The sequence below is a fragment of the Pedobacter fastidiosus genome, from assembly GCF_014306625.1.
Taxonomy (GTDB): domain Bacteria; phylum Bacteroidota; class Bacteroidia; order Sphingobacteriales; family Sphingobacteriaceae; genus Pedobacter; species Pedobacter fastidiosus.
Genome location: NZ_JACRYL010000001.1, coordinates 249,873 through 275,324 on the forward strand (window position 1 = coordinate 249,873; position 25,452 = coordinate 275,324).

Here is a 25,452-nt window from a genome sequence, read left to right on the forward strand (position 1 = left end):
CCCGACCCCAAAGGGGAGGGCATAAAAATTAAACTACATATAAAAGAAATTTAGAAGCCCCTTTAGGGGTTTGGGGTTATGAAGATTACAGACCATATAAAAAACGCAAAGGGTAAAACCTTATTCTCTTTTGAACTTTTGCCACCAATAAAGGGCCAAAGCATTCAATGGATTTACGATGCAATTGATCCTTTATTGGAGTTTAATCCTCCTTTTATTGATGTGACATCTTTAAGGGAAGATTACATTTATAAAGAACAGGAAAACGGCCTCTTGCAAAAAGTTTCTTACCGCAAACGCCCAGGTACAATAGCCATTTGTGCAGCCATAATTCATAAATATAAAATAGATGCGGTTCCACATTTAATTTGTGGTGGTTTTACCAAAGAAGAAACCGAAAATGCATTAATAGATTTGCAGTTTTTGGGCATTGATAATGTTTTGGCTTTACGTGGCGATGCCCGTGCTGCCGATCATTCGTTTATTCCGACAAAGGGTGGCCATTGCTATGCAACGGATTTAATTCAGCATATTAAAAACCATAATGATGGGAAATTTTTGCACGAGGATATAGAAACCTTTAAAAGCGATTTTTGTATCGGCGTTGCCGGATATCCTGAAAAACATTTCGAAGCACCCAACTTAAATGCAGACTTCAAGTTTTTGAAGCAAAAAGTAGATATGGGCGCTGAGTTTATTGTAACTCAAATGTTTTTCGACAATCAAAAATATTTCGACTTTGTTAAAAAATGCAGAGAAAATGACATTAACGTCCCTATTATACCAGGTTTAAAACCGATTAGTACGCTTACGCAGTTAAACGTTCTCCCTAAAATTTTCCATATTGATTTGCCAGATGAATTAACCGATGCATTAGCTCATGCAAAAAGTAATGCAGAAGCTAAAGAAATTGGAACAGAAGCCATGATTAAACAATGTAAAGAGCTGATGGAGTTTGGTGCGCCAGTATTGCACTTTTATACAATGGGCAGACCGGGCCAAACTAAGGAAATTGCAAAGGCGATATTTTAATAATATATTTGAGGTCTAAATTAGACTCTCAACATGAAATTTAAAAATTATCTATTATTTTTTGTCATCTTAAGCCTTAGTTGCAATTTCTTTAAAAAATCCCGCGAAATAAATTTAGTCCCATTTTCTCAAAAGGATAAATTTGGCTATTTTGATTTGAAAGGAAAGATCATTATCAATCCACAGTTTGCTATAGCATCTGCATTTCGGGATGGATTAGCATTGGTTAAAACATTTGGTGTTAACGGAAAATGGGGGTTTATTGCTGAAAGTGGCCATTTTACGATCAATCCAATATTTACTCAGGCAACTGTTTTTCAAGAAGGCATTGCATGGGTTACTACTGAGAATTCTGCACCGATGGCTATTGATGCCAAGGGAACTACTAAATTTACCCTACCACAGGCAGAAGAGGTTCATAACTTTTCTGAGGGTATGGCTGCATTTTCTCAAAAGGATTCATCAGAAACAAAGTGGGGCTTCATAGATAAAACAGGTAAAGAAATCATCCACATTCAATTTTCTGAAGTTTCTAAATTCTCCAATGGATTTTGTGCCGTTAAGAATACACTTGGTAAATGGGGATACATAAATAATGCAGGTCAGATCGTAATTAATTGTCAATTTGATGAGGCACAAGTGTTTTTAGGAAAGAAAGCTGTTGTTAAAACTGGAGATAAATATGGCGTAATAGATGAAAATGGCAAATATTTAACTAATCCTCAATTTGATTTTGCCATAAGCGATGGAGATAAATTGTTGGTAATCTCCGATAAAAAATTCGGATGGACAGATTTTAATGGGAAATATTTAATAAACCCACAATTTGATGATATTCGACTTTTTGGTGAGGAAAAATTAACTGCTGTAAAAGGCTCAGAAAAATGGGGATATATTGATGTTGAGGGAAAATTTATAGTTAATCCTCAATTCGATATGGCATCTTCGTTTTTCAATGGGCTATCAGTTGTTAAAAGTGGTGATAAATTTGGGTTAATTGATAAAAATGGAAAATTTGTAGTTAATCCACAATTTGATAGTATATCCGATGATTTTTTTGCATTTCTATTTAATAATACTAACTATTCTTCAATTTTATCAGAATATGTCGATGTTCAAAATATTCTTAAGGTAATTAACGTAACTGATCCAGAAAAACTTTCACTAAATGATTCATTTGTTTCAATAGTAAAAAAAATGAATAAAAAAATTGGTGATTTTAATTACAGTAATTATTTTCACGAGCTGTTCTCGGAAAAAAAAATAGATCAGAATTCAACTTATAATTTTTCTGTAGTTGGAAAATTAAAAGCTATTGACTACAATACATATACAGAATACATCACTACGGATCGTCCAGATGGTTTTTTGTATCAATTTAATTTGATTAACAGAGCTTATGGAAAGGCTGAGTTATTGAAAAAAGAGTTTGAAAAGAAATTATCGGCTTACGTTCTTGTTAAAAAAGGATATGTGGATAGTGAATATACAGCTGTTTATAAATCCAGCAAAAATATTATAATTATAACATCTAAAGATACTTCGCATCCATATATCTACTTGTTAAAAAATGGATTTGATTTAACAGCCTATTTGAGTAAAATTGAAACGCAACTCACAAAAACGATTGAACGAGATTACAGCTCTGATACAACACTTACCGATTCTTCAACTATCGTAACGGATACAACTGCGGTTGATACAACAGTATCAGATTATTAAGTAAATAATGGAAAAGAGGAATTAAAATTTATAATTCTTCTTTTTTTATGGGAGCTTTTAAAGCATAATGCCTACGGAATTCTGACAGAACTTTAACCTTAATTGGTCGTTAAACAGATTTTACAACTTATATTTGTAGGTAATGAATTTTAAAAGCCCAAGATATCTCATTATTGTTGCTATTGCGCTCACCCTATTCTTAAAGGTTAGCAATGTGGTATGGTATTTTGGTAATTCATCAGTAGATATTGAAAATGTTGCTGCTAACGATGCAACTGAAAAAGAAGAAAAGAAAATCGAAACAGAATATTTGGTTGAAAGTATCTTCCTTTTTGATGATAATTCTTATGCTATACAAAACAGTAAAAAAGTGATTAGCCCTATTCACTTTAATAAATTAAATTATTTCCCAGAGGTTTTAACACCTCCTCCTTTAGTTTAATAAGGTTTTTTTCAATTAATTCCCTGTATTCGGCAGTGGAAAGCAATTTAGTATATCATTAATTTCAAATTAAATTATAATATGAAACGAGCAATTTCATTATCTTTTGCGGTATTTTTAATATCCGCATCTCTTAAAATTAGGGCCCAAGAAGTTGCGCAGACAAATGTAAAACCAGTTGAAAAAGCTTTGGAAATGGTTTCAAGACTTCAACCAGTAACCTTTAATTACGATAAAGCTTGGGCTGAAAAACTTAAACTTCCATCAACTTCACAGTATGGATTTGTAGGTGTAGATGCTAAAGCTGCAGTTCCATCTGTGGTGACTGTGCAGGCGAAACACTATCCAGCAGCTAAAAATGCTTTTAATTCTGCCAACATTACCAAAGTTGATAGCGAAAGTTTAATTCCCTTGCTGGTGGGAAGCATTAAAGAACAGCAACAGCAAATCGAAGAACTTAAAAGAGAAATCGATAGCCTAAAGGCTCAAAATGCAAAATAATTTTTTTAGTTTTTAGTTTGGAGGTTGGGATGAAAATCTCAACCTTTTTTTATTTGACAATATTTAGCGTAGATTCAAAAAATAAATAAAATCATTATATGAGAAAAACCTTTCTAATCATCATCCTTTCCCTATCCCTAAATTATCTTCATGCCCAAATTACTTCTATCTCTATGAGTGTTGAAGATTTAAAAGATGCACCATTTAAGTTTAAGGGAACACGAGCGATGATGGTGGATCGGATAGATGATGCGTCATCAAAGAATATCTTCGTTTTCTCTAAAGTAAAATCTGGAAGTAATCCGGATACTTTATATGCCGAAAAATTCACCAAGATTAATGATATATGGAAGTTAACACAACAAAAAACCATTACTTACAAAGGGGTTATCAGCATTTGGGGAGCAAGAAAGACATTTGCTGATGCGGATAAGGATAAGCAAGTTGACGCACTGTTTATATATAGCTTTCATGATGCATCGATGAAAACGCAACTCGCTGTAAATCTTTTATTGATGTATAAAGGTGAAAGTTATACCATTAGCGAAACACCCGATAAGAAAAATACGTTCAGTTCGAATTATACATCGCTTCCAGAAAACTTAAAAACTTATGTTAAGGAGTACTGGGAGAAGCTGGATAAATGGAAATAATTAAATAATAATTGATTGTGATTCCCTATTGTTATCTAATTATTTTTTGATTTTTTATCCATTTTAAATGAAATTTTTAAAGAAAGTAGACTGGTGGAGTTTACTAAGGGAAATTGTGATTCCTCATTTGGGCACTGTAATATTATATGCTGTCATTTTTTTTCTAATTGGAATCATCTGCGGGATATTCTACAATCTAATTTTATGGAAAAAGAAAATCTATGTAAGGAAACCTAAATATTATAACTGGGCAGTAAAACTTTACATCGTGGCCAGTATGGGAGTTTTTATTTATTTTCCAATTCACCTTGCCTTAATTTTTGCTGCGAAAGATATTCTTAAAAAGGAAGAACCTCGAATTGTTGCTCAACTGTATGAACAAATCGCATCAATAACTTTTGAAACTCCAGCGCTCCGACAAAAGTTTATCCAAAAAATTCAAAGCGGTGCGACAGAAATTCAGCAGGGAACCAAGAATACTGCGATTAGTTTAAACGAATATATTGCGAAGAAAAATACTGGAATCCACCTTGTTGATAATAGTAAAAATAAATTATCAGCATACCTAGTTGATAAATATAAAGAAGATATTTATAGTGCAAGTATGTATGGAATGTTGCTGGCAGCCGGAAAAGGTCACGTGCAAATTGAAGATCTCAGTTATACAGATTTGAAGGCAATCGTTGCAACACTTAATTCGCTCGAACCAAAAACAATCGAACAGTCTATCAAGATAAAATTAACTGAAAAAGTAGATGAAATTCTCTCAGAAAAAATAAATCGGTTGATTAAGGGTAACTTTATTTTGTTTTTTGCATTGTTGCTAATTCCGATCATTGAGTTTTTTATTTATGGACTATTTATGAAAAGGCAGAGTAACAAGGGATTGAATACGGTTAGTTCAAAAGACGGGATTGCAAATCCCGTCTAGCAAGTTTTTTAGGTTGGTCGAGAAATGTTTTCTCAACCATTAGAACGGTGGATTTGCCACAAAGCGGTTCCTGTGGAATAATCCACATTAGCTCTTCAACAAATAATTTTTAAAGCCTTCAAAATCTACTCCTAATTTATCGGCATGTTGAGGTTTACTGTCTAAAGCTTTTACCTGTTCTGGGATTTCTATTTTAACAGCAATATCCTGCGGAAAAATATCTGGAAATTTACAAGCATGTGCTGTTGATAAAAATACGGTTGCACTTTCATCATCAGGATTTTCTTTTCTATATTTTTCTATAGCTAAATATGCAATCGCTGTATGTGGACAGGCAACATAATTAAATTTCGAATCGATCTCTTTAATGCCTGCAAGTGTTTCTTCATCGTTAAAACGATAAGAAGTAACCACTTTTTTCAGTTCTTCAACATCACCATCAAACAAATCCATAATGCGGATCCAATTACTTGGTGCGCCAACATCCATGGCGTTTGAGTACGTTTGTGTAGATGGTTTGGTTTCATAAACTCCACTTTCCAAAAAGCGTGGCACCGTATCATTTACATTCGTAGCAGCGATAAATTGTTTTACGGGTAAACCTAATTTATAAGCCAACAAACCTGCACCGATATTTCCAAAGTTACCACTCGGAACAGAAAAAATAACATCCGTTAATCCTTGCTTTTTCAACTGCGCATAAGTGTTGAAATAATAGAAAGTTTGCGGAATTAATCTCGAAATATTGATTGAATTTGCAGAAGTTAATCGAAACTTGGCATTCAATTCAGCATCAGCGAAAGCTTGCTTTACTAAAGCTTGGCAATCATCAAAAGTGCCTCTAACTTCGACTGCCCGAATGTTTTGGCCGTTAGTGGTTAGTTGTAATTCTTGTATCGGACTAACTTTTCCTTCAGGATAAAGAATGGTTACTCTGGTATTTGGTACACCTAAAAAGCCCAATGCCACAGCGCCACCTGTATCGCCTGAGGTGGCTACTAAAACATCTAAAAGTTGTTCGCCATCTTTCAAGAAATAAGCCATTATGCGACTCATAAAACGAGCTCCAAAATCTTTAAAAGCTAAAGATGGTCCGTGAAAAAGTTCTAATACGAAAGTCTTGTCATCAAGTTTTACTGCAGGTGCTTCAAAATTAATGGCATCATCAATTAATGCTTTTAAATCTTCAGTAGGAATCTCATCCTTTAACAAAGTTGAGGTAACTTTATAAGCAATCTCTGGCAAAGAATACTTTTCAATATTATTGATAAAATCAGCTTCAAGATTAGGGATTTCTACAGGCATGTACAAGCCTTTATCTTGTGGCATGCTATTAAAAACCGCTTCTTTAAAGGAAACGCGTAAATCTTTATTGTTTGTTGAATATAGTTTCATTTTGAGAATGGAAGAGGTAAGATGGGGTGATGGATGATGTATTTACACATCGCCCATTTTCCATCTCACATTTATGTGTTTATAGTACTCTTGGTCCTTCAGCGTTAACCGAAGAAACATAAGCTTTGCTATTAATATTTAATTTGTGTAAAAGTTGCTGTTGTGCTTTGGTAATGCGTTTTGCAGTTTCCTCATCTTTGGCCAAAGAAAAAACCGATGGTCCTGAACCCGAAATTCCAAAGCCAATTGCGCCGTTTTCCATAGCTAAGGCCCTCATTTCTTCAAACCCTGGAATTAAAATTGACCGAGTTGGCTCAATTAAAACATCTTTCATACTTCGGCCGATTAAATCGAAATCATTCATAAATAGTCCGCTAACCAAACCGGCAACATTTCCCCATTGGGTAACGGCATCTTTTAAAAGCACTTTACTGCGGATCATTTGACGGGCATCTTTGGTTGGAACATCAACCTCTGGATAAACAATTGCAGCATACATTCCAGCAGGTGTTGGCAAGGAAATTACATCCAAAGGGTCGTAACTTCTAACTAAAACAAAGCCACCTAAAATGGCTGGTGCAACGTTATCAGCATGACCGTAACCACAAGCCAGTTCTTCACCTTTCATGGCAAAAGGAACCAGTTCTTTTGGGGTTAATAAATCGCCCATTAGTTTGTTAATGGCAAATAAACCCGCAACTGTACTGGCAGAACTCGAACCCAAGCCGCTTCCGATTGGCATTTTTTTGTGCAATTCAATTTCTACGCCAACATCTAATCGGTTAATGTGCTGTAAATAATGCTGAACACTTGCGCTTACCGTATTTTTTGCTGCATCTAAAGGCAATTTGCCATCATCGCCAGTAATTCTTTTAATTATTACTCCAGGTGTTTCGGTTAAACGCATTTCAACTTCATCGCCAGGCTCATTTACTGCGAAACCCAGCACATCAAAACCGCAAACTACGTTGGCAACAGTTGCTGGAGCGAAGACTCTAACCCCCCGACCCCCTGAAGGGGGAGTTGCCTTTCCTGTGGTCATATCTAAAGTTTCAGCAGGACTTAAATTGTTATTTGACATTTTATATCTTTTTTATAATCCGGGGTTTCAACCCCGGGCTATTCATTAATTTCATTAAATTTAGGCTTTAACTATTGTTTTTGCCTATTTCTATTTCCATCTCGCCTTTAGTTCCCCCTTTAGGAGGCTAGGGGGTTTGGCCAACATTTATAATATCTGCAAAAACACCTGCAGCTGTAACTTCAGCCCCTGCACCTGGGCCTTTTACCACCAACGGACGAGATTTGTATCTATCTGTTGTAAAGGAAATAATGTTATCACTTCCAGAAAGCATATAAAAAGGATGACTGTCATCAACCATTTGCAGGCTAATTTCTACATTTCCGTTTTCCAGCTTACCGATGTAGCGTAATACTTTTTTATCATTAGCTGCTTTCGTTTTTAAATCTTCGAAATAAGCAGAGTTTTTTTGTAGCTCTGAATAAAAATCTTCAACCGATGTTGCGTTTAAACAAGCTTCTGGTAAAATGTTGTCGATTTTTACATCTGATGCTTCTAAAGGATAACCGGCGTCTCTAGCCAGAATTAACATTTTACGCATAAAATCTTTTCCATTCAAATCATCACGAGGATCTGGTTCGGTGTAGCCCAATTCTTGTGCTTCTTTAACCGTTTCGTAAAATCCTGCATCACCTTTAAAGTTATTGAAGATATAAGAAATCGTTCCAGATAAAATTGCCTCAATTCGAGCCACTTTATCCCCGCTCATCATCAATTCTCTTAATGTACGGATGATCGGTAAACCTGCACCAACATTAGTTTCATAGTAAAAATCTACACCAAATTTACGTGCTGTATCCTTAAAAGATTTGTACTGGGCAAAGTCTGCCGAGTTTCCTTTTTTATTACACGTAACTACAGATATGCTGCTCTCGAAAATTCCCTGATAAAACTCAATCGGCGCTTCTGCTGCAGTGTTGTCTACAAAAACACAGTTTGGCAGATTCATCGCTTTCATTTTTTCAACAAAACTGGCTAAATCGGCTTGTTCTCCATCGTTGTTTAATTCCGACTCCCAATTTTCAAGAGATAAACCCTCAGCTTTAAAAATCATTTTTCTGGTGTTGCTAATTCCCGCAACTTTAACCTGTAAATCATTGTTAGCAGCTAGAAACGGCATCTGCTCTTTCAATTGATTGAATAAAGTTTTGCCGATATTTCCTGTGCCCAAGCAGAAGATATTTAACGTTCTTTTTAAGTCTGTAAAGAATGCATCATGCACTGCATTTACTGCTTTGGATAAATCGCCAGCATTGATAATCACCGAAATATTGTATTCAGAAGATCCTTGAGCAATTGCCCTAACGTTAATTCCGTTTCTACCTAAAGCATTAAACAATCTGCCACTCATGCCTGGCGTATGTTTCATGTTTTCGCCAACAATGGCCAAAACCGCTAAATTATTCTCTACTTCTGGTAAGGCTAATTTATTTGCATCCAGTTCCAGTTCGAATTCCTTTTTAATTAGAGCAATTGCCTGACTAGCATCTGTCGGTTTTACCACGAAAGTAATGCTATGCTCAGATGAAGATTGTGTAATCAATACCACATTAATCTGCTCTCGAGAAAGTAGAGAAAATAATCTCCCACTAAAGCCAGCTTTTCCAACCATTCCGCTTCCACTTAGGTTAATAATGCTGATGTGATCGATTGATGAAATACCTTTAATTGGCAAATTTGATGCCTTAACATCACTTTTTATATAAGTTCCAGCGAAGTCCGGTTCGAAAGTATTTTTAATTACGATCGGAATTTTTTTCATAAAAGCCGGAATCATCGTTGGCGGATAAATTACTTTCGCTCCAAAATAACTCAATTCCATTGCCTCTGTATAACTCAGTTCTGGTAAGGAGAAAGCTTTTTTCACAATCCGCGGATCGGCAGTCATCATTCCATTTACATCCGTCCAAATTTCTATTTCCTCAGCGTTCAAAGCTGCGCCCCAAACCGCTGCTGTATAATCAGAACCACCTCGACCTAAAGTAGTTACTCTGCCGTTTGCATTGCTGGCAATAAAGCCAGTTACAAATAAAACCTTCTCTTTATTTGCTTGGTAGAAATCGTTAATTAACATTTCGGTAAGCTCGGTATCAACTTTTGCCTGCCCGAAATTGCTATCGGTTTTTATTAACTCAGAGCCATTCACATACATTGCTTCTGGTATTTGCTGCGATGCAATGTGCCCGACCATGAAAGACGAACAACGTTCGCCATAACTCAAAATCTGATCTTTGGTTTGCAAGCTCAACTCACGCAAATTGGTTACGGCTTGCAATAAATCTTCTAGCTCATTAAAAAAGATTTTTAAACGTGTAAACACTGGGTTTTGTGCCGCTGCTGGTAAGAGCGAACGAATTACCGCGAAGTGTTTAGCTTCAATTTCCTTTAAAGATGCATCGTAATCTTCACCACGTTCGGCCCTTTCGGCCATATCGGTTAGTAAATTGGTTACGCCACTCATTGCCGATAATACAACTACCGGATTGCTCTGTAATTTTTCTTGGGCTACTATTCGCAGTAGCGTTTTAATGTTCTCGGCCGAACCTACGGATGTGCCACCGAATTTTAATACTTTCATTTGGTTTGGGTTTAAAAAAAAAGCGTCCCGACTTGTGTCGGGACGCTTTCTGTGTTTTTATGTTTTTAATTCAATTTACAACAAATTAGCCCCGCTGGTTTAACCCGGTGGTAATAATAATCGTTGTAATAATCGAAGTGTTAAAATTCATTTCTTAGTGTATTATCTACACCGTAAAGTAGCAGATTATTTTTCTTAATTGCAAACAATTTTTTAATTTTTTTGAAAATATTTTAATAAAACGTTTAATCGGATGAAATAGCCACATTTTCTGAGCCGAAAACTAAACTGGTCAAGTCGTCATCATGAGGAGGAAAGACGCGAGAATCTTAATGCTGTGGGTTTTTAACTCCCCACCTTTTTTTAAGGAGGGGTGCCCACAGGGCGGGGTGGTTAAATTGCAATGGCTTAATCATTAGAAAAGGTGCTGCAGCAATTCTTCGGATGCAGCAGCCCTGCTATCCACTGTAGCTCCGATGAAAAATCGGAGGCTGCCGTTTCTGTCAGGTTCATTTAAATTGGGGTTGAGGTACTGTTTTGAGTCTCATGGCTGGCGCATGCGTGTCGCGTGTGACATATTGAAGTTGCACACTCGACACGCGTGCGTCAGCGGACGACCTTAAAGAAGTCCGTCATTTCGAGCGCAGCCGAGAAATCTTTGTACTTTGAAAAACATCATAGTGAAAAGATTTCTCCATTCGCTGTGCTATAGTCGAAATGACGATTATACAAGTAATTTTTACCTCTAACATCTTCCGTCCTTTTCTTACCTTTGTTGCAAATATGCAGGGCTTAGTAATTAAATCTACCGGAAGTTGGTATAGCGTTTTGGCCGATGATGGCGAACGCTACGATTGCCGTATTGTTGGAAAATTCAGAATGAAGGGAATCCAGACCACCAACCCGATTGCGGTTGGCGATCAGGTGAAATTTGATTTGGAACGTGATGGAATTACCGGAATCATTAACGAGCTTTTACCACGAAAAAACTACATTATCCGTAAGTCTATAAATCTAAGTAAGCAAGCTCAAATTTTGGCAGCGAATTTAGATATGGCGATTTTGCTAGTCACATTGGCATCTCCACGTACATCTTTAGGTTTTATCGATCGTTTTTTAGTAACTGCTGAAGCTTACGATGTGCCAGCGGTTTTGGTGTTTAACAAACTCGATTTATTTAGTAAGGAGGGTTTGGAGATTCTGCAAGATTTTAAAGAAATTTATCAAACCATTGGTTATCCTTGCTATGAGGTTTCCGCTTTAAAGGGAATCAATATTCCGATTATTCAAGATTTAATTGCCAATAAAATTACCTTAATCTCTGGGCATTCTGGTGTAGGAAAATCGAGTTTAATTAATGCACTTTTACCCGATCGGGATTTAAGAACGGGCGAAGTTTCTGATTGGAGCGATAAAGGACAGCATACTACAACCTTCGCCGAAATGTTCGAATTGCCGCAAGGTGGTTTCATTGTAGATACGCCAGGAATTAGGGAACTAGGGGTAATCGATATTGAAAAAGAAGAACTGGGGCATTTCTTTCCAGAGATTTTTAAAACCTCACATAATTGCCGTTTTAATAATTGTAGACATGTTAACGAACCTGGTTGTGCAGTTTTAGAGGCCGTAAATGAGGGCGATATCGCAGTATCGAGATACGAAAGTTACTTAAGCATTTTTCATGGGAATGATACAAGACATTAACCCCCCAGCCCCCTAAAGGGCGAGCTGAATAATAGGACGGTTAGGCAAGAGTGCAATAAATAAAAATAAATGTTTTGGCGTTGTGCTAAACTATAGAAAGTCAAAAGCCCTCTTTAGGGGGTTTGGAGGTTAAAACTTTAGAAAGGAGAAGTCCCCTTAGGGGATTTAGGGGTTATGAAATTTAAACTAGGTGATTTTGTTCGTTTTGTTGATGAAAAACGTGAGGGTTATGTTACCAAAATAATCGATGCCCAAACTTTGGGTGTTACAGATGAAGATGGCTTCGAAATTCCGGTTGCGGTAAGCAACTTAACATCGGTGCATGGACATGGCGCTGTGGCTGAAGAATTAGATGCCCCAAAACCAATTCAGGTTAATGTTCCCAATATCAGTAAAATTGAAAATGGAATTTATCTTGCTGTAGCAAATGATAATAAGGCCGGAAATGTAGTTCATTTCAATCTGCAAAATCAAACACCCAATATTTTGTTGGTTACCTTAAACACAGAACGTAAGGATAAATACGCAGGTGCATTTTATGGGGTTTTGGAAGCCTATAATACTGCGTTGGTTTATTCGGCTTCTTTGGCAGATTTAGATCTTTGGCCGGAATTTAATTTTCAGGTTTTAATGTATAGCAAAGCTGATGTTAAGCCTGTAGAACCACTCGTAATCCGTAAAAAATTTAGGGCAAAAGATTTTAGTGGAGAACTTAAAGAATTGCCAAACTCGAAGCAAAAGGGCTGGTTGATTCGTTTAGATGATAAAGCTCCATTAATTGATGCGCAAAAGCTAAAGGAAAGTTTTTTTAGAGGTGCTGATCAGAAAAAAACGGTCGATGTGCCTGCAAAGGAAATTGATTTGCACATAGAAAAATTACGAGATGATCATCATTTCTTGGAAGCAGATGAGATGTTGCAGATTCAGCTTAATCATTTTCAAACAGCAATTGATGCTGCAGTAGTTCATCATTTCGATAAAATTGTTTTTATTCATGGCTCTGGCAATGGAACACTGAGAGATAAAATTCATAAACTGATTAGTAAGAATCCGCATGTGAAAACATATATGGATGCCCAGAAAGAAAAGTTTGGCTACGGAGCAACTGAAGTTGTTTTTAAATAATTGGGTAATTGGTTCATTAGTCACTGGTTCATTTGTCCAGTAAATTGCCCATGACTCGAATATCAAACTGCTAAGCTTTCGTAGTGTTGTTCATTCTGTGCGCAACGAAGGATCTCTAAGTTAATAGCTCCAAATTACGTTAGTTGCTGATTTTAAGTTGAATACGTACTATTATCTGCAGTCTATCAACAGAAAACCGTTAACTGTCCAGATCTGAAGTCAATTCTAATATAAGCACTATCGCATTATTACTTAATGCCTCTAGTTCTACTTGTTCTAAATTCCATAAGGCTAAGCCATCTCGTGCATGCATTAGTCTGCCTTCAATTTCGAAGGCACCATCAATAATAAAGCAGTAAAATTTATTGTTGGAGTTTTTTATACTGTAAATCGCTTCCTCGCGACCAGCAAAAATTCCAGCGCTTAATTTAAAGGGCAATTTCGGATTGGAGATAATTTTTATAAGTTGATTTTGATTATTTTCAAAATTGAAATTAAACAGCATTTCACTCGCCCTCATTAAAAAGATATCAGTCTTAATCCCAATCTGTAGGTAATTAATTACATCCGTTGGATACGGATTGCTAATTTCCAAAACCTCACCTTTACCCAAATTAAGAACCTGAACTTGTCCGGTTTCCAAGGCGTATTCTCTCCCGTTATAAACGATGTCGATTCCTCCTGTAATTGGCATAAATAGATGGACAGAGTCATCTTTGGAGAGGAAGAAGGTTAATTTTCCGCCAGCCACAAAATCATCGTTACAAAGAAATAAATCGCCAAAAGGCTCTTTATGCTCGTTGTAATATTTTTTAAAATTAAAGGTAGAATAACTTCTTAATATAGTGGTTTCTGCTAAGCCACGTTGATCGGCCAAATAAATTTTTCCCGGTGATAATTCCATTTTATTCAACAATTTTAATAGAATAAATACTTACAAAAGGTTGCATTGGAAATAGATTGGTAAAAGTTTCTTCCTCCACTGTTTCTGTAAACTGCGAAACCAAAAGCTGATTATCGATTGTATCATGCCAAACCAATGGTTTTGAGAAAAAATTGATCGCAATTTTATGCCGATCTATATCATTTATATCTGAATTGATTAGTTCAAACCGAAAGTTTTCGAAGGCTAAAAATCGTCTCCCCAAATTATCCAATACATCTGGAATAATGCCTTTCAGTTGTTGCAAATAACCTGTAATAGAAGCGCTAACCAAGAAATGGAGTTTTTCTGCATCTGTTACATTCAAAAGCAGTTCGGCAAAAGTGGTATATTTCTGTTCTTGATTATAAAACTGCGATTGCATTTTAAATTCGGCAAAACTATCTTCATGTACAAATTTATCCCAAGGTTTAATATTGGTATTGTCTATAATTTTGCGATAGCACAGCGTGATTACTTTTTTCGGCATGGCATAAAATTAAAAAAGACGTTAAGAAATCCTAACGTCTAGATAAAAATAAAACAATTTATAAGGATACTATGCTTTAACGTTTAATTTGAAAGTAAGTTCGAAGCCTGCCGCCAATGTTCCTGTTACTTTTGATATTTCTATACCAGAAGAGTCATCACTAAAAACATTATCGGCATTATTATAAGTATAACCCGTCATCCCTTTAGCATAGCCGTTTACTAAAGCTAAGGCTGTTCCTGTTCCTTCTGGGAAGGCAATTTGGGTAACATTTAATGAGGTTCCACCAGCGGTATAAACGTGCACGTGGATATGAGTAGCTCTTCCACTATACCAACCGGGAAAGATTGAGGTAAAAGTTACCAAGCCGTTTGCATCTGTAGTTTGCCGACCGCGTAAAAAATGGACCGATTGATAATTTGTACTTTGCATCCCACTTCCACCGTATTCAGAATAATTTCCTTCCGCATCGCAATGCCAAATGTCTACTATTGCACCGGCTAAGCCTGCACAGCTATTATTCAAATTGCCAATGGTAATTTTTGCTGTCATTTTATAGCCCGAGCGACCGTCGGTTATATCACTTCGTACGTAAGATGCAGGTACTTTGGTAGGGAAGGGCCCTTCAGTTTCAGTAGGGGCAACGGTACAAGTTCCATTTGTGCCAGCAGTTCCGCCAGCTGTACCAGAACTTGTTGAAGAACCATCGCTAATGCTACTTTTTTTACATGCCTCTATAATTACTGGAGTTGAGATTGCCCCAATCATTAAACTCCTGATGAAATTTTTTCTTTCCATGGTTAGAATGTTTTGCTTTGTTGATATAAAAGTAAAATGTTAGGCAATAAGTAACAGCTGTGTGACGATGTATGCCGATTTTGTATCGTTAAATGATGAAAATTCGGATAGCACATTCCCCGGTTTTATCAACTAAGCTATTCAAAGTGAGATCTGCCCGAGCGGTTGAAGGGCAAAACAAAATGGGCTAGAAATTGAGGTACGCTTTTTGCGAAGATGTAATTTCTTTTTATAAAAGATTAAAACTAGCTTTGCCGCTATTAATGAAACACCTAGTTACCATATCACTTGTATTTTTTAGCTTAACACATTTGGCAAAGGCCGAACGTGTTGAAGGGCTTAGAATATTGAATGAATATTGTAATGAACATAAAATCAGTGCTAGTTCTACTGATAGAGCATCTGTTCAGCTCAACGAACAACATAATCCTTACTTATTATCCTATAGCAGTCTTGCTTTAATAGGAACTCAAACTCCTTACAAAGTTTCGAAATATGTAAGTGTTAACCAGATAATCACTGATTTAACGATAAGGAAAAAACCGAAGAACAACAGTCCGTAGTTCTACTCTCTTAAAAATCTTTAGAAGATTTTCTGCCCCATTTATACCAACAACTGCCAAACTGACTTAAGCAAGACAATGGCTTGGTTGTTGTAACACACCATTTTTTTAATAATAAATACGATTTAGAACATAATGTTAGGATTTTTAGCGAAGGTTTTCGGAAGTAAATCAGAAAGAGATATAAAAAGCATCCAGCCTCTGGTTGTTAAGATAAATGAATACTACAGTAAACTTTCGGTGCTAAGCAACGATGAGTTACGTGGAAAAACAATTGAATTTAAAGAAAGAATTTCTACTTTCTTAAAGGATATTGATGAGAAAATTGCAGGTTTAAAAGCAGATGCAGAAGGAGACGATTTAGATCTTCATCAAAAAACGGCGTTGTACGATCAAGTTGATGCATTGGGTAAGGAACGTGATGCAGAATTAGAAAAAGTACTTTTGGAAATTCTTCCAGAGGCTTTTGCTGTAGTTAAAGAAACTTCTCGTCGTTTAAGCGAAAACGATTATCTTGAAGTTACCGCCACACAATTTGATAAGGATTACGCTGCAAGAAAAAACAATGTAAAAATTGTTGGCGATAAAGCACAATGGGCAAATAAATGGGATGCTGCAGGAACTGAAGTTTCTTGGAACATGGTTCATTACGATGTTCAGTTGATTGGTGGTGTTGTTTTACACAGCGGTAAAATTGCCGAGATGGCTACTGGTGAGGGTAAAACCTTGGTAAGTACCTTGCCAGCTTATTTAAATGCACTTGCCGGGCAAGGGGTTCACATAGTAACCGTGAATGATTACCTAGCTCGCCGTGATAGTGAGTGGAATGGTCCATTATTCGAATTCCATGGTTTAAGTGTAGATTGTATTGATAAACACGAGCCAAATTCAGAAGAAAGAAGAAAAGCTTACGCTGCGGATATTACTTATGGAACCAATAATGAGTTCGGTTTCGATTACCTGCGTGACAATATGTCGCAAACGCCAGATCAATTGGTTCAGCGTAAACAGCATTTTGCAATGGTGGATGAGGTCGATTCAGTTTTAATTGATGATGCCCGTACACCGTTGATTATTTCTGGTCCGATTCCTCGTGGAGATGAACACGAATTTTATGAGTTGAAACCACGTATCGAACGTTTGGTAAATGCTCAAAAAGCGTATGTTTCTTCAGCATTGAACGAAGCAAAAAAATTAATTAATGCTGGTAACACCGGAACTGAAGAAGGTGAAGGTGGTTTAGCCTTATTACGTGCATTCCGAGGTTTGCCAAAAAGCAAAGCTTTAATTAAATTCTTGAGTGAAAGTGGCGTTCGTGGTTTGTTATTGAAAACGGAAAACCATTATATGGCAGATCAATCTAAGAATATGCCTAAGGTAGATTCGGAATTGTTCTTCTATATTGATGAAAAAAATAACCAAGTTGAATTAACTGAAAAAGGGATCGAATTAATTACCCAATCGGGTGAAGATCCTCATTTCTTTGTATTGCCAGATGTAGGTACTGAAGTTGCCGATTTAGAGAAATCTGATTTGCCTTTAGAAGAAAAAGTTGTTCAGAAAGATGCTTTAATGCGTGATTATTCTGTTAAAGCAGAAAGAATTCACTCTGTAAATCAATTATTAAAAGCTTATACTTTATTCGAAATTGATGTAGAATACATCATCGACGAAGGCAAGATTAAAATTGTTGATGAGCAAACGGGTCGTATTATGGATGGCCGTCGTTACTCTGACGGTTTACACCAAGCGATTGAGGCTAAAGAAAATGTGAAAGTTGAGGATGCAACACAAACTTACGCAACCGTAACCTTACAAAATTATTTCCGTATGTACCACAAACTTTGCGGTATGACGGGTACTGCAACTACTGAGGCAGGCGAGTTTTGGTCAATCTATAAATTAGACGTAGTTGAAATTCCAACCAACAGAAATATTTCTAGAAGAGATGAGCAGGATTACGTTTATCGTACAGTTCGCGAAAAATATAATGCAGTAGCAGATGAAATTGTAAAATTAACAGAAGCTGGTCGCCCAGTGTTGGTAGGTACAACTTCAGTTGAGATTTCAGAATTATTAAGCCGAATGCTTAAACTTCGTGGAATTAAACACAACGTTTTAAACGCAAAAATGCACCAGAAAGAGGCAGATATTGTTGCCGAAGCTGGTCAAGCAGGACAGGTTACTATTGCAACAAACATGGCTGGTCGTGGTACGGATATTAAATTAGGCGCAGGCGTAAAAGATTCTGGTGGTTTAGCAATCGTTGGTACTGAACGTCATGAATCTCGTCGTGTGGATAGGCAGTTGCGTGGTCGTGCTGGTCGTCAAGGTGATCCAGGTTCGTCTCAATTCTTCGTTTCATTAGAAGATAATTTAATGCGTTTATTCGGTTCGGAGAGAATCTCGAGCATTATGGTTCGTATGGGAATCGAAGATGGAGAAGTAATTCAGCATTCAATGATTACCAAATCTATCGAACGTGCTCAAAAGAAAGTAGAAGAAAACAACTTCGGAATTCGTAAACGTTTATTGGAGTATGATGATGTGATGAACTCGCAACGTACTGTTATTTATGCTAAACGTAAAAACGCTTTATTTGGCGAACGCTTAGATGTGGATATGAACAATATGGTATTCGATGTTGCCGAAGATATCGTTACAGAATATAAAGAAGAAGCTAATTACGACGGTTTTAAACTGGAAGTAATTAAAAACTTCTCGGTTGATACTGCGATTACTGAAAAGGAATTCTCTTCGACAAATATTCCAACTTTAACAGAAAGATTATTTGAAGAAGCTGAAGCATTTTATGCTCGTAAATCAGAAGCCATTATTCAACAATCACTACCTGTTTTAACTCAGGTTTACGAAGAACGTGGTCAGCAGATTGAACAAATTGTAGTTCCTTTTACGGATGGTATTCGCGGAATTCAGGTTGCTGTAGATTTGAAGAAAGCAATTGATAATAAAGGAAAAGAAGTTGTTCGTTCATTCGAAAAAACAATTGTTCTTGCTTTAATTGATGATAGCTGGAAAGAGCATTTACGTGAAATGGACGATTTGAAACAGTCGGTTCAAAATGCAGTTTACGAACAAAAAGATCCATTGGTAATTTATAAAATGGAGGCTTTCAACTTGTTCAAAAACATGCTTAATGCAGTAAATAAAGAAGTTGTAAGTTTCTTATATAAAGGTGGCATTCCTGTTCAACAAGAAGCTGAAGATGTTAGAGAAGCACCAGCTCCAAAGAAACAACCAAAGTTACAAACCACCAAACAAGAATTTGGTAACGAGCAAGCAGGTATTGAATTTGGAGATACTCGAGAAGCTGTTCCTCAGCAACCTATTCGTAAAGAAGCAACAGTTGGTCGTAACGAACCTTGCCCTTGCGGAAGTGGTAAAAAGTACAAAAACTGTCACGGAGCGAATTTGTAATTCAGCAAACATTGCGAGAAACGAAGCAATGCTAAGAAGATAGAAAATTTAAGGCCACATCATTGATGTGGCTTTTTTTGTTGTTAAATTGGCTTGGTTTATTGTACTTTATAACGTACATTTGATTGTACATAAATTTAATGATATGAAAGCAGTAACTATTTCTTCTTTACGAACTAATATGAAAAGCTATTTTGATGAAGTGAGTCTTACAGAGGATGTTCTAATTGTTCCAAGGAACAATAATGAAAGTGATGCAGTAGTTGTAATTTCTATCAAGGAATACAATTCGCTTACAGAAACTGCACACCTCATGTCAACAGAAACAAATCGCAAGCGGTTAGAAAGCTCAATTGGGAACTTAAAGAAGGGCAACATAAAACAATTTTCAATAGATGAAATTCCTAAAGGGAAATTATAACCATGAATATCGTATTCACGGAGGAAGCTTGGGAAGATTTTGAGTATTGGATGGATAATGACCAAGAGGCGGAAAGAAAAATTAGAGATTTGTTAAAGGACATAAAAAGAACACCATTTCATGGTTTAGGAAAACCAGAGCCTTTGAAGCATAACTTAAAGGGCTTTTGGTCTAGGCGTATTACAGGAGAACATCGACTTGTTTATCAAATATCTGGAACCAAAGGTAAAGACCAGCAATGTGCACTTATTCAATGTCGTTTCCATTACAATAAATAATGGAAACATTAACCATAAAAATTCCAAACGAGAAAAGTACCATTGTAAAACAGATTATGAAAGAATGTGGCGTTACCATAATGGATGCAACCTCGCAAAGCAAAATCTTAAATCTGTCTCCAGAACAGCAACAAGAGATCATTTCATCCCAAGAACAAGTTAAAAATGGCATATTTGTAGAGCAATCTGCACTTGATGATGAAATAAACGAATGGCTAAAAAAGTAATAGCCCATAGTTATTTTCATCTTGTAAATTATCTTCATCAGGTGAACTAACAAAAAATAAAGAAGGCAAAACTACCATTTGCACAACCCATAAAGAATGCCGAATTTTGTAAGAAAGTTCGGCATTCTTGTTTCTAAACAATTTTCGAATTTCTACAGTTAATTATACATGAAAACAATATTTACTTTTATCGGCTGTCTACTTTTATTTAAAGCATCGTTTGCTCAAAAAGGCGAAGTAACCGTAATAAAAGACCCACAGATTGATAGCTTAATTGCAAAGCGATTAGAAGTTTACAAAACGGGAGGCGATGTGGTTAAATCAAACAAACCAATCGTTTCAGGTTACGGTTATCGAGTACAAATTTTTTATGGTTCCGACCGGCGGGAAGTCTTTAATCAACAAGCCCGATTTAAAGGGAGTTACCCGAAATTAAATACCTACATTGTATACAAAGAACCAAATTATTACGTTCGTGTTGGCGATTTCCGTACCAGATTAGAAGCCCAACGTTTAATAAATGAGCTTCGTCCTAGTTTTCCTACCTTATTTATTTTTAGGGAAAAAATTAATGCACCAACCTTAGATACTACAACTGATGATCAAAAATAAAATTAAAGATTTAGCCGATAACATTTTTAACGATGTAGTAGGCTATCGTCAACATATTCATGCCAACCCAGAATTATCTTATAAAGAATTCCAAACTTCACTATTTGTTAAAGATAAATTAACCAAATGGGGAATAGAATTTACCGACTGTGCAAATACTGGTGTTGTGGGTCTAATTAAGGGCAATCAAACTTCTGATAAAGTTATTGCCTTGCGTGCCGATATGGATGCTTTGCCAATTCACGAAGCAAATGATAAACCCTATGCATCAAAAAACCATGGCGTAATGCATGCTTGTGGTCATGATGTGCATACTTCATCACTTTTAGGAACAGCCTATATTTTAAGTCAGTTAAAAGATGATTTTGGAGGAACGATTAAATTGATTTTCCAGCCTGCAGAAGAACTCCTTCCAGGTGGAGCAAGTATCATGATTAAGGAAGGTGTATTGGAAAATCCAAAGCCAGATTATATCGTTGGTCAGCATGTTATGCCATTAATAGAAACCGGTAAAGTTGGTTTCCGTTCAGGAATCTATATGGCTTCTACCGATGAATTGTATGTTACTGTAACTGGAAAAGGCGGGCATGGTGCGCAACCACATCAAAATATTGATCCAGTTTTAATTGCATCACACATCATTGTTGCTTTACAGCAAATTGTAAGTCGCAACGCCGATCCTCGTTTGCCATCTGTTTTATCTTTTGGAAAAGTTACGGCAAACGGTGCAACCAATATTATTCCAAATGAGGTAAAAATTGAGGGAACATTTAGAACCTTAGATGAAGATTGGAGAGCAGAAGCCCATAAACGAATGAAGAAAATGGCTGAAGGTATGGCAGAAAGCATGGGCGGAAGTTGTGATTTTGATATTCATAGAGGCTATCCTTTTTTAATTAACGAAGAAAAATTAACAGCAAATGCAAGAAGTTTTGCAGAAGATTTTCTAGGAAAAGAAAACGTTGTTGATCTGGATATTTGGATGGCTGCGGAAGACTTTTCATTCTATTCGCAAATTACTGATGCTTGCTTTTATAGATTGGGAACTGGTAATGCTGAAAAAGATACGCAGTATTCTGTTCACACGCCAAGATTTGATGTAGACGAAGATGCCCTAAAAATATCGACAGGTTTAATGGCTTATATTGCTTTAAAGCAATTGGGAAACTAAAATAAAATGTATAATGGAAAATGTAAGATGGGGTAATACTCGTTCAAGTTCCCTTATCCATCCTAAATAGGCATTGTTTTTGCCATTACAACATAGCATGAAAAAAATATTTTTGTTCTTAATTTTAACCTCTCTTTTTTATAAAAGCTACAGTCAGGAAATCCCTCGGTTTAATCCAGATACTATAAAAACGATTACGCTTGATTCTGCTGTAAATATCAAGGCGGAACGACTAAACATCGAAACTTTTATCAATAGGATTATAAATGATACTTCGTTTTATCAATCTTTTAGAGATATGAAACGATATACTTTTATCGCTGAAAATCGTATTTATACATACGATAAGAAGAATAAAGTCGATGGTAAAATCTATCGCAAAATTAAGCACAACAACAGTGGACCCTATAAAATGGAATATCTTGTTAAGCAGGATACTGGAAAAGTCTATAAAAAAAATGGGAAGTATCAGCTCTACACGGTAGAAATGTTCGATTACATTTTTATGAATGCCTACAATACTGATTTTGTGCCAAATGCACCAGTTAGTGATGGTAAGGGTGGAACGAATGAGGGGTACAAGGATAAATTAAAAACATTAATTTTTAACCCCGGCAGGCCAGTTAAAGTTCCTTTTATTGGCAGTAAAACAGAAATTTTCTCTGCAAACATGCGCCAATATTACGATTATGGCTTTACCAGTGGTACATATTTAGACTCGATTCCAGTATATCGATTTAAGGTTTCGGTTAAGCCAGACTTAAGCAGCTGGACAAAAGATGGGATAATGATCAAGGAATTAGTAACCATTTTTGATAAGCGGAATTTTAATATTTTAGGTCGTTATGTTGATATGAAATATAGTAATATGCTGTTCGATTTTGATGTGCAGATGAATATTGAAATGGGTTATTTTGGAGAAGACAAACTGCCAACAAAAATTACTTACCAAGGCAATTGGGATTATCCTTTCAAAAAGGAAGAACGGGCAAGTTTCTTAATTGTTCATAAAGATTACAAACTCGAAAAGGGTAAATAAGGATTAACTAACGCATAAAAGATTTATTATCTTTAAACGATTATTTAAACCGATTAAAATGCAATTTTTTTCTTCATTAAAATTTAAGATAACGGCTGTTTTATTATTGTTCTGCGCAGTTAATTTACAAGCGCAGGTACTTTCCTCAAAACAGATCGATAGCTTGGTTGAAAAAACCTTAACCACATTCAACGTTCCTGGAATCGCAGTTTCAGTAATAAAAGACGGTAAAATAATTCATTTGAAAGGCTATGGTGTTCGTTCAATAAAAACCAATCAAAAGGTAGATGAGAATACGCTCTTCGGTGTAGCATCGAATACAAAAGCGTTTACAGCTGCCGCTTTGGGTATGCTGGTTGATGAGAAGAAAATTACTTGGGATACAAAAGTTACAGATGTAATACCTGAGTTTAAAATGTATGATGCTTATGTAACCAGCGAATTTACCATCCGTGATTTACTAACGCACAGAAGCGGTTTAGGCTTAGGTGCTGGCGATTTAATGATCTGGCCAGATTCATCAACAGTAGATAAAAAACAATTAATTCATAATCTGAGATATTTAAAACCAGTTTCCTCTTTCCGTACAAAATACGATTACGACAATCTAATGTACATTGTGGCTGGCGATGTAGTTGCGAGAGTTTCTGGAATAACCTATGAAGATTTTATCGAAAGCAGAATAATTAAGCCTTTGGGCATGACGAAAACTGCTGCTTCTTGGTATCGCTTAAAAGATAAATCTGATGTGATTGATGGTCATGCACCTTACGAGGGTAAGCTCCTTCCTGTAGGCTTGAGTTTCGGAGAAATAGCAAATGCTGCTGGTGGAATATATTCTAACGTAACCGATATGAGTAAATGGGTTATGGCCATGATGAACAGTGGTAAATATGGTGAAGCCATGGATAAGAAATTATTCAGCCCCGCTGTAGCTAGAGAACTTTGGACTCCCCAAACCATCATAAATGGAGGTTCACCATACAATACACACTTTAGTGCTTATGGTTTGGGCTGGTTTTTAAGTGATGTTAATGGCTATTTTCAAGCAACACACACTGGTGGTTTATCAGGAATTGTAACTCAGGTAACGATTATTCCAGAAATGAAATTAGGTATAATTGTATTAACCAATCAACAATCTGGCGCCGCGTTTACGGCGATTACCAATACCATTAAAGATGGTTATTTTGGCATAAAAGGACAAGATAGAGTTAAGGCTTATAACGATAACCGATTAAAAGGAGAGAAGCAAGCTGATGAAATAGTTGGTAAAATCTGGAGCGATATTGCTTCACAGCAAAAACTATCAATTGCAAAACCTGATGTTAAAAATTTTTATGGAACTTTTCATGATGCTTGGTTTGGTGATGTAACCATTAGCGAAGTAAATGGCAAAATGCACTTTCAAGCTAAAAATGCGCCGAAATTAAGAGGCGACATGACGTATTATAAGGGGAACACTTTTATTGTAAAATGGTACGATAGAAGTTTGGATGCCGATGCCTTTGTTAATTTTAGCTTAGATAATAGTGCGCTTGCTGATGGTTTCAAAATTGAAGCCATTTCTCCATTAACTGATTTCAGTTTCGACTTCCAAGATCTGGATTTTAAAAAAACCGATAAAAAATAATTCTAACCAATTTATATAATTATGAAAACCCTATTTAAAACAAGCATTCTAGTTTGCATTTGCTTAATCGCATTAACCTCAATGACATTTAAACCAAAACGCATTATTTTCTTCGGCGATTCGATTACACAACAAGGTGTATCGGCAAATGGATATGTTACGCTGATAAAAAAATCTTTAGATTCTACTAAATACAATGTTACAGGAGCAGGAATTGGTGGTAATAAAGTATATGATTTATACTTGCGTTTAGAAGATGATGTGTTAAATAAGAAACCCGATTTGGTGGTTATTTATGTTGGAATCAACGATGTATGGCACAAACAATCTTCACATACAGGAACAGATTACGATAAATATTTAAAATTCTATCAAGCCTTAATTAATAAAATTCAGGGCGTTGGAAGCAAGGTTGTTTTGGTTACGCCATCTGTAGTTGGCGAGAAAAAGGATGGAACAAATGAACTCGATGCTGATTTAAACAAATACGCTGCAGGCATTAGAGAATTGGCTGCAAAAAATAATCTTCCGGTATGCGATCTGAGAAAAATTTTCGCAGAATATGAAGCTAAAAATAATCCAGAGGATAAAGAAAAAGGAATTTTAACAGTTGATAGAGTGCACTTAAACGACGTTGGAAACAAGTTGGTTGCAGATCAGTTATTGCCATTAGTAAAATAACCCCCCTAGCTCCCT

General features: G+C 36.2%; 24 protein-coding genes. 18 read left to right on the forward strand and 6 right to left on the reverse strand.

Annotated features, from left to right (window positions below):
* The first annotated feature begins 78 nt into the window (after positions 1-78).
* The 6 genes from H7U22_RS01105 (at position 79) to H7U22_RS01130 (ending at position 5,281) form a co-directional block, all read left to right on the forward strand.
* Entirely contained in the window at positions 79-1,032 is a 954-nt protein-coding gene (locus tag H7U22_RS01105) for a methylenetetrahydrofolate reductase (RefSeq protein WP_187069493.1), read from the forward strand.
* A 33-nt stretch (positions 1,033-1,065) separates the two neighbouring features.
* On the forward strand, positions 1,066-2,754 hold the full coding sequence (locus tag H7U22_RS01110) for a WG repeat-containing protein (protein ID WP_262890342.1): 1,689 nt from the start codon (positions 1,066-1,068) through the stop codon (positions 2,752-2,754).
* A 142-nt stretch (positions 2,755-2,896) separates the two neighbouring features.
* Positions 2,897-3,196: a hypothetical protein gene (locus H7U22_RS01115; RefSeq protein ID WP_187069495.1), complete on the forward strand. Its 300-nt coding sequence runs from the start codon at positions 2,897-2,899 to the stop codon at positions 3,194-3,196.
* A gap of 81 nt (positions 3,197-3,277) precedes the next feature.
* Positions 3,278-3,697: a tail fiber domain-containing protein gene (locus H7U22_RS01120; protein WP_187069496.1), complete on the forward strand. Its 420-nt coding sequence runs from the start codon at positions 3,278-3,280 to the stop codon at positions 3,695-3,697.
* A gap of 98 nt (positions 3,698-3,795) precedes the next feature.
* A complete protein-coding gene (locus H7U22_RS01125) occupies positions 3,796-4,350 on the forward strand; it encodes a hypothetical protein (RefSeq protein WP_187069497.1) in 555 nt (184 codons plus the stop codon).
* Positions 4,351-4,417: 67 nt separating this feature from the next.
* On the forward strand, positions 4,418-5,281 hold the full coding sequence (locus tag H7U22_RS01130; protein WP_187069498.1) for a hypothetical protein: 864 nt from the start codon (positions 4,418-4,420) through the stop codon (positions 5,279-5,281).
* A gap of 87 nt (positions 5,282-5,368) precedes the next feature.
* Here the strand turns inward: H7U22_RS01130 and thrC are convergent, their stop codons facing one another.
* The 3 genes from thrC to thrA all read right to left on the reverse strand — a co-directional run bounded on the left by thrC (position 5,369) and on the right by thrA (position 10,335).
* Positions 5,369-6,676 carry a threonine synthase gene (thrC, locus tag H7U22_RS01135; RefSeq protein ID WP_187069499.1) on the reverse strand — a complete coding sequence of 436 codons (1,308 nt, stop codon included), beginning with the start codon at positions 6,674-6,676 and terminating at the stop codon, positions 5,369-5,371.
* Positions 6,677-6,755: 79 nt separating this feature from the next.
* Complete coding sequence (locus H7U22_RS01140; RefSeq protein WP_187069695.1) at positions 6,756-7,718, reverse strand: homoserine kinase; 963 nt, start codon at positions 7,716-7,718, stop codon at positions 6,756-6,758.
* A 166-nt stretch (positions 7,719-7,884) separates the two neighbouring features.
* Positions 7,885-10,335 carry a bifunctional aspartate kinase/homoserine dehydrogenase I gene (gene thrA / locus H7U22_RS01145; protein ID WP_187069500.1) on the reverse strand — a complete coding sequence of 817 codons (2,451 nt, stop codon included), beginning with the start codon at positions 10,333-10,335 and terminating at the stop codon, positions 7,885-7,887.
* 783 nt (positions 10,336-11,118) lie between these two features.
* On the opposite strand from thrA, the gene rsgA reads away from it, so the two are divergent.
* Both rsgA and H7U22_RS01155 read left to right on the forward strand, forming a co-directional pair.
* Positions 11,119-12,039 (forward strand): ribosome small subunit-dependent GTPase A, encoded by a 921-nt coding sequence (gene rsgA / locus H7U22_RS01150; protein ID WP_187069696.1) that lies wholly within the window; start codon positions 11,119-11,121, stop codon positions 12,037-12,039.
* A 174-nt stretch (positions 12,040-12,213) separates the two neighbouring features.
* Entirely contained in the window at positions 12,214-13,164 is a 951-nt protein-coding gene (locus H7U22_RS01155; protein ID WP_187069501.1) for a Smr/MutS family protein, read from the forward strand.
* A 199-nt stretch (positions 13,165-13,363) separates the two neighbouring features.
* Here H7U22_RS01155 and H7U22_RS01160 read toward each other — a convergent pair whose 3' ends face one another.
* The 3 genes from H7U22_RS01160 to H7U22_RS01170 all read right to left on the reverse strand — a co-directional run bounded on the left by H7U22_RS01160 (position 13,364) and on the right by H7U22_RS01170 (position 15,374).
* Positions 13,364-14,068, reverse strand: coding sequence for a pirin family protein (locus H7U22_RS01160; protein WP_187069502.1), 705 nt, complete (start codon positions 14,066-14,068; stop codon positions 13,364-13,366).
* Position 14,069: 1 nt separating this feature from the next.
* Positions 14,070-14,576, reverse strand: a complete 507-nt coding sequence (locus H7U22_RS01165; protein ID WP_187069503.1) for a hypothetical protein — start codon at positions 14,574-14,576, stop codon at positions 14,070-14,072.
* Between the two features lie 69 nt (positions 14,577-14,645).
* Positions 14,646-15,374, reverse strand: a complete 729-nt coding sequence (locus H7U22_RS01170; RefSeq protein ID WP_187069504.1) for a dioxygenase family protein — start codon at positions 15,372-15,374, stop codon at positions 14,646-14,648.
* A gap of 263 nt (positions 15,375-15,637) precedes the next feature.
* On the opposite strand from H7U22_RS01170, the gene H7U22_RS01175 reads away from it, so the two are divergent.
* The 10 genes from H7U22_RS01175 (at position 15,638) to H7U22_RS01220 (ending at position 25,437) form a co-directional block, all read left to right on the forward strand.
* Complete coding sequence (locus H7U22_RS01175) at positions 15,638-15,937, forward strand: hypothetical protein (RefSeq protein WP_187069505.1); 300 nt, start codon at positions 15,638-15,640, stop codon at positions 15,935-15,937.
* A gap of 135 nt (positions 15,938-16,072) precedes the next feature.
* On the forward strand, positions 16,073-19,375 hold the full coding sequence (gene secA, locus H7U22_RS01180) for a preprotein translocase subunit SecA (protein WP_187069506.1): 3,303 nt from the start codon (positions 16,073-16,075) through the stop codon (positions 19,373-19,375).
* 145 nt (positions 19,376-19,520) lie between these two features.
* Positions 19,521-19,796, forward strand: a complete 276-nt coding sequence (locus H7U22_RS01185) for a type II toxin-antitoxin system Phd/YefM family antitoxin (protein ID WP_187069507.1) — start codon at positions 19,521-19,523, stop codon at positions 19,794-19,796.
* A 2-nt stretch (positions 19,797-19,798) separates the two neighbouring features.
* Positions 19,799-20,074: a Txe/YoeB family addiction module toxin gene (locus H7U22_RS01190; RefSeq protein WP_187069508.1), complete on the forward strand. Its 276-nt coding sequence runs from the start codon at positions 19,799-19,801 to the stop codon at positions 20,072-20,074.
* Positions 20,074-20,301 (forward strand): hypothetical protein, encoded by a 228-nt coding sequence (locus H7U22_RS01195; protein WP_187069509.1) that lies wholly within the window; start codon positions 20,074-20,076, stop codon positions 20,299-20,301. Before H7U22_RS01190 ends, H7U22_RS01195 begins: the two co-directional genes overlap by 1 nt.
* Positions 20,302-20,469: 168 nt before the next feature.
* Positions 20,470-20,913 carry an SPOR domain-containing protein gene (locus tag H7U22_RS01200; protein ID WP_187069510.1) on the forward strand — a complete coding sequence of 148 codons (444 nt, stop codon included), beginning with the start codon at positions 20,470-20,472 and terminating at the stop codon, positions 20,911-20,913.
* Positions 20,900-22,084 (forward strand): M20 metallopeptidase family protein, encoded by a 1,185-nt coding sequence (locus tag H7U22_RS01205; RefSeq protein ID WP_187069511.1) that lies wholly within the window; start codon positions 20,900-20,902, stop codon positions 22,082-22,084. Before H7U22_RS01200 ends, H7U22_RS01205 begins: the two co-directional genes overlap by 14 nt.
* Positions 22,085-22,181: 97 nt before the next feature.
* Positions 22,182-23,123 (forward strand): hypothetical protein, encoded by a 942-nt coding sequence (locus tag H7U22_RS01210; RefSeq protein WP_187069512.1) that lies wholly within the window; start codon positions 22,182-22,184, stop codon positions 23,121-23,123.
* A gap of 58 nt (positions 23,124-23,181) precedes the next feature.
* Complete coding sequence (locus H7U22_RS01215; RefSeq protein WP_187069513.1) at positions 23,182-24,756, forward strand: serine hydrolase; 1,575 nt, start codon at positions 23,182-23,184, stop codon at positions 24,754-24,756.
* Between the two features lie 21 nt (positions 24,757-24,777).
* The gene (locus tag H7U22_RS01220) at positions 24,778-25,437 is read left to right on the forward strand and encodes an SGNH/GDSL hydrolase family protein (RefSeq protein ID WP_187069514.1); all 660 of its coding nucleotides are present in this window, start codon (positions 24,778-24,780) and stop codon (positions 25,435-25,437) included.
* Positions 25,438-25,452: the final 15 nt, after the last annotated feature.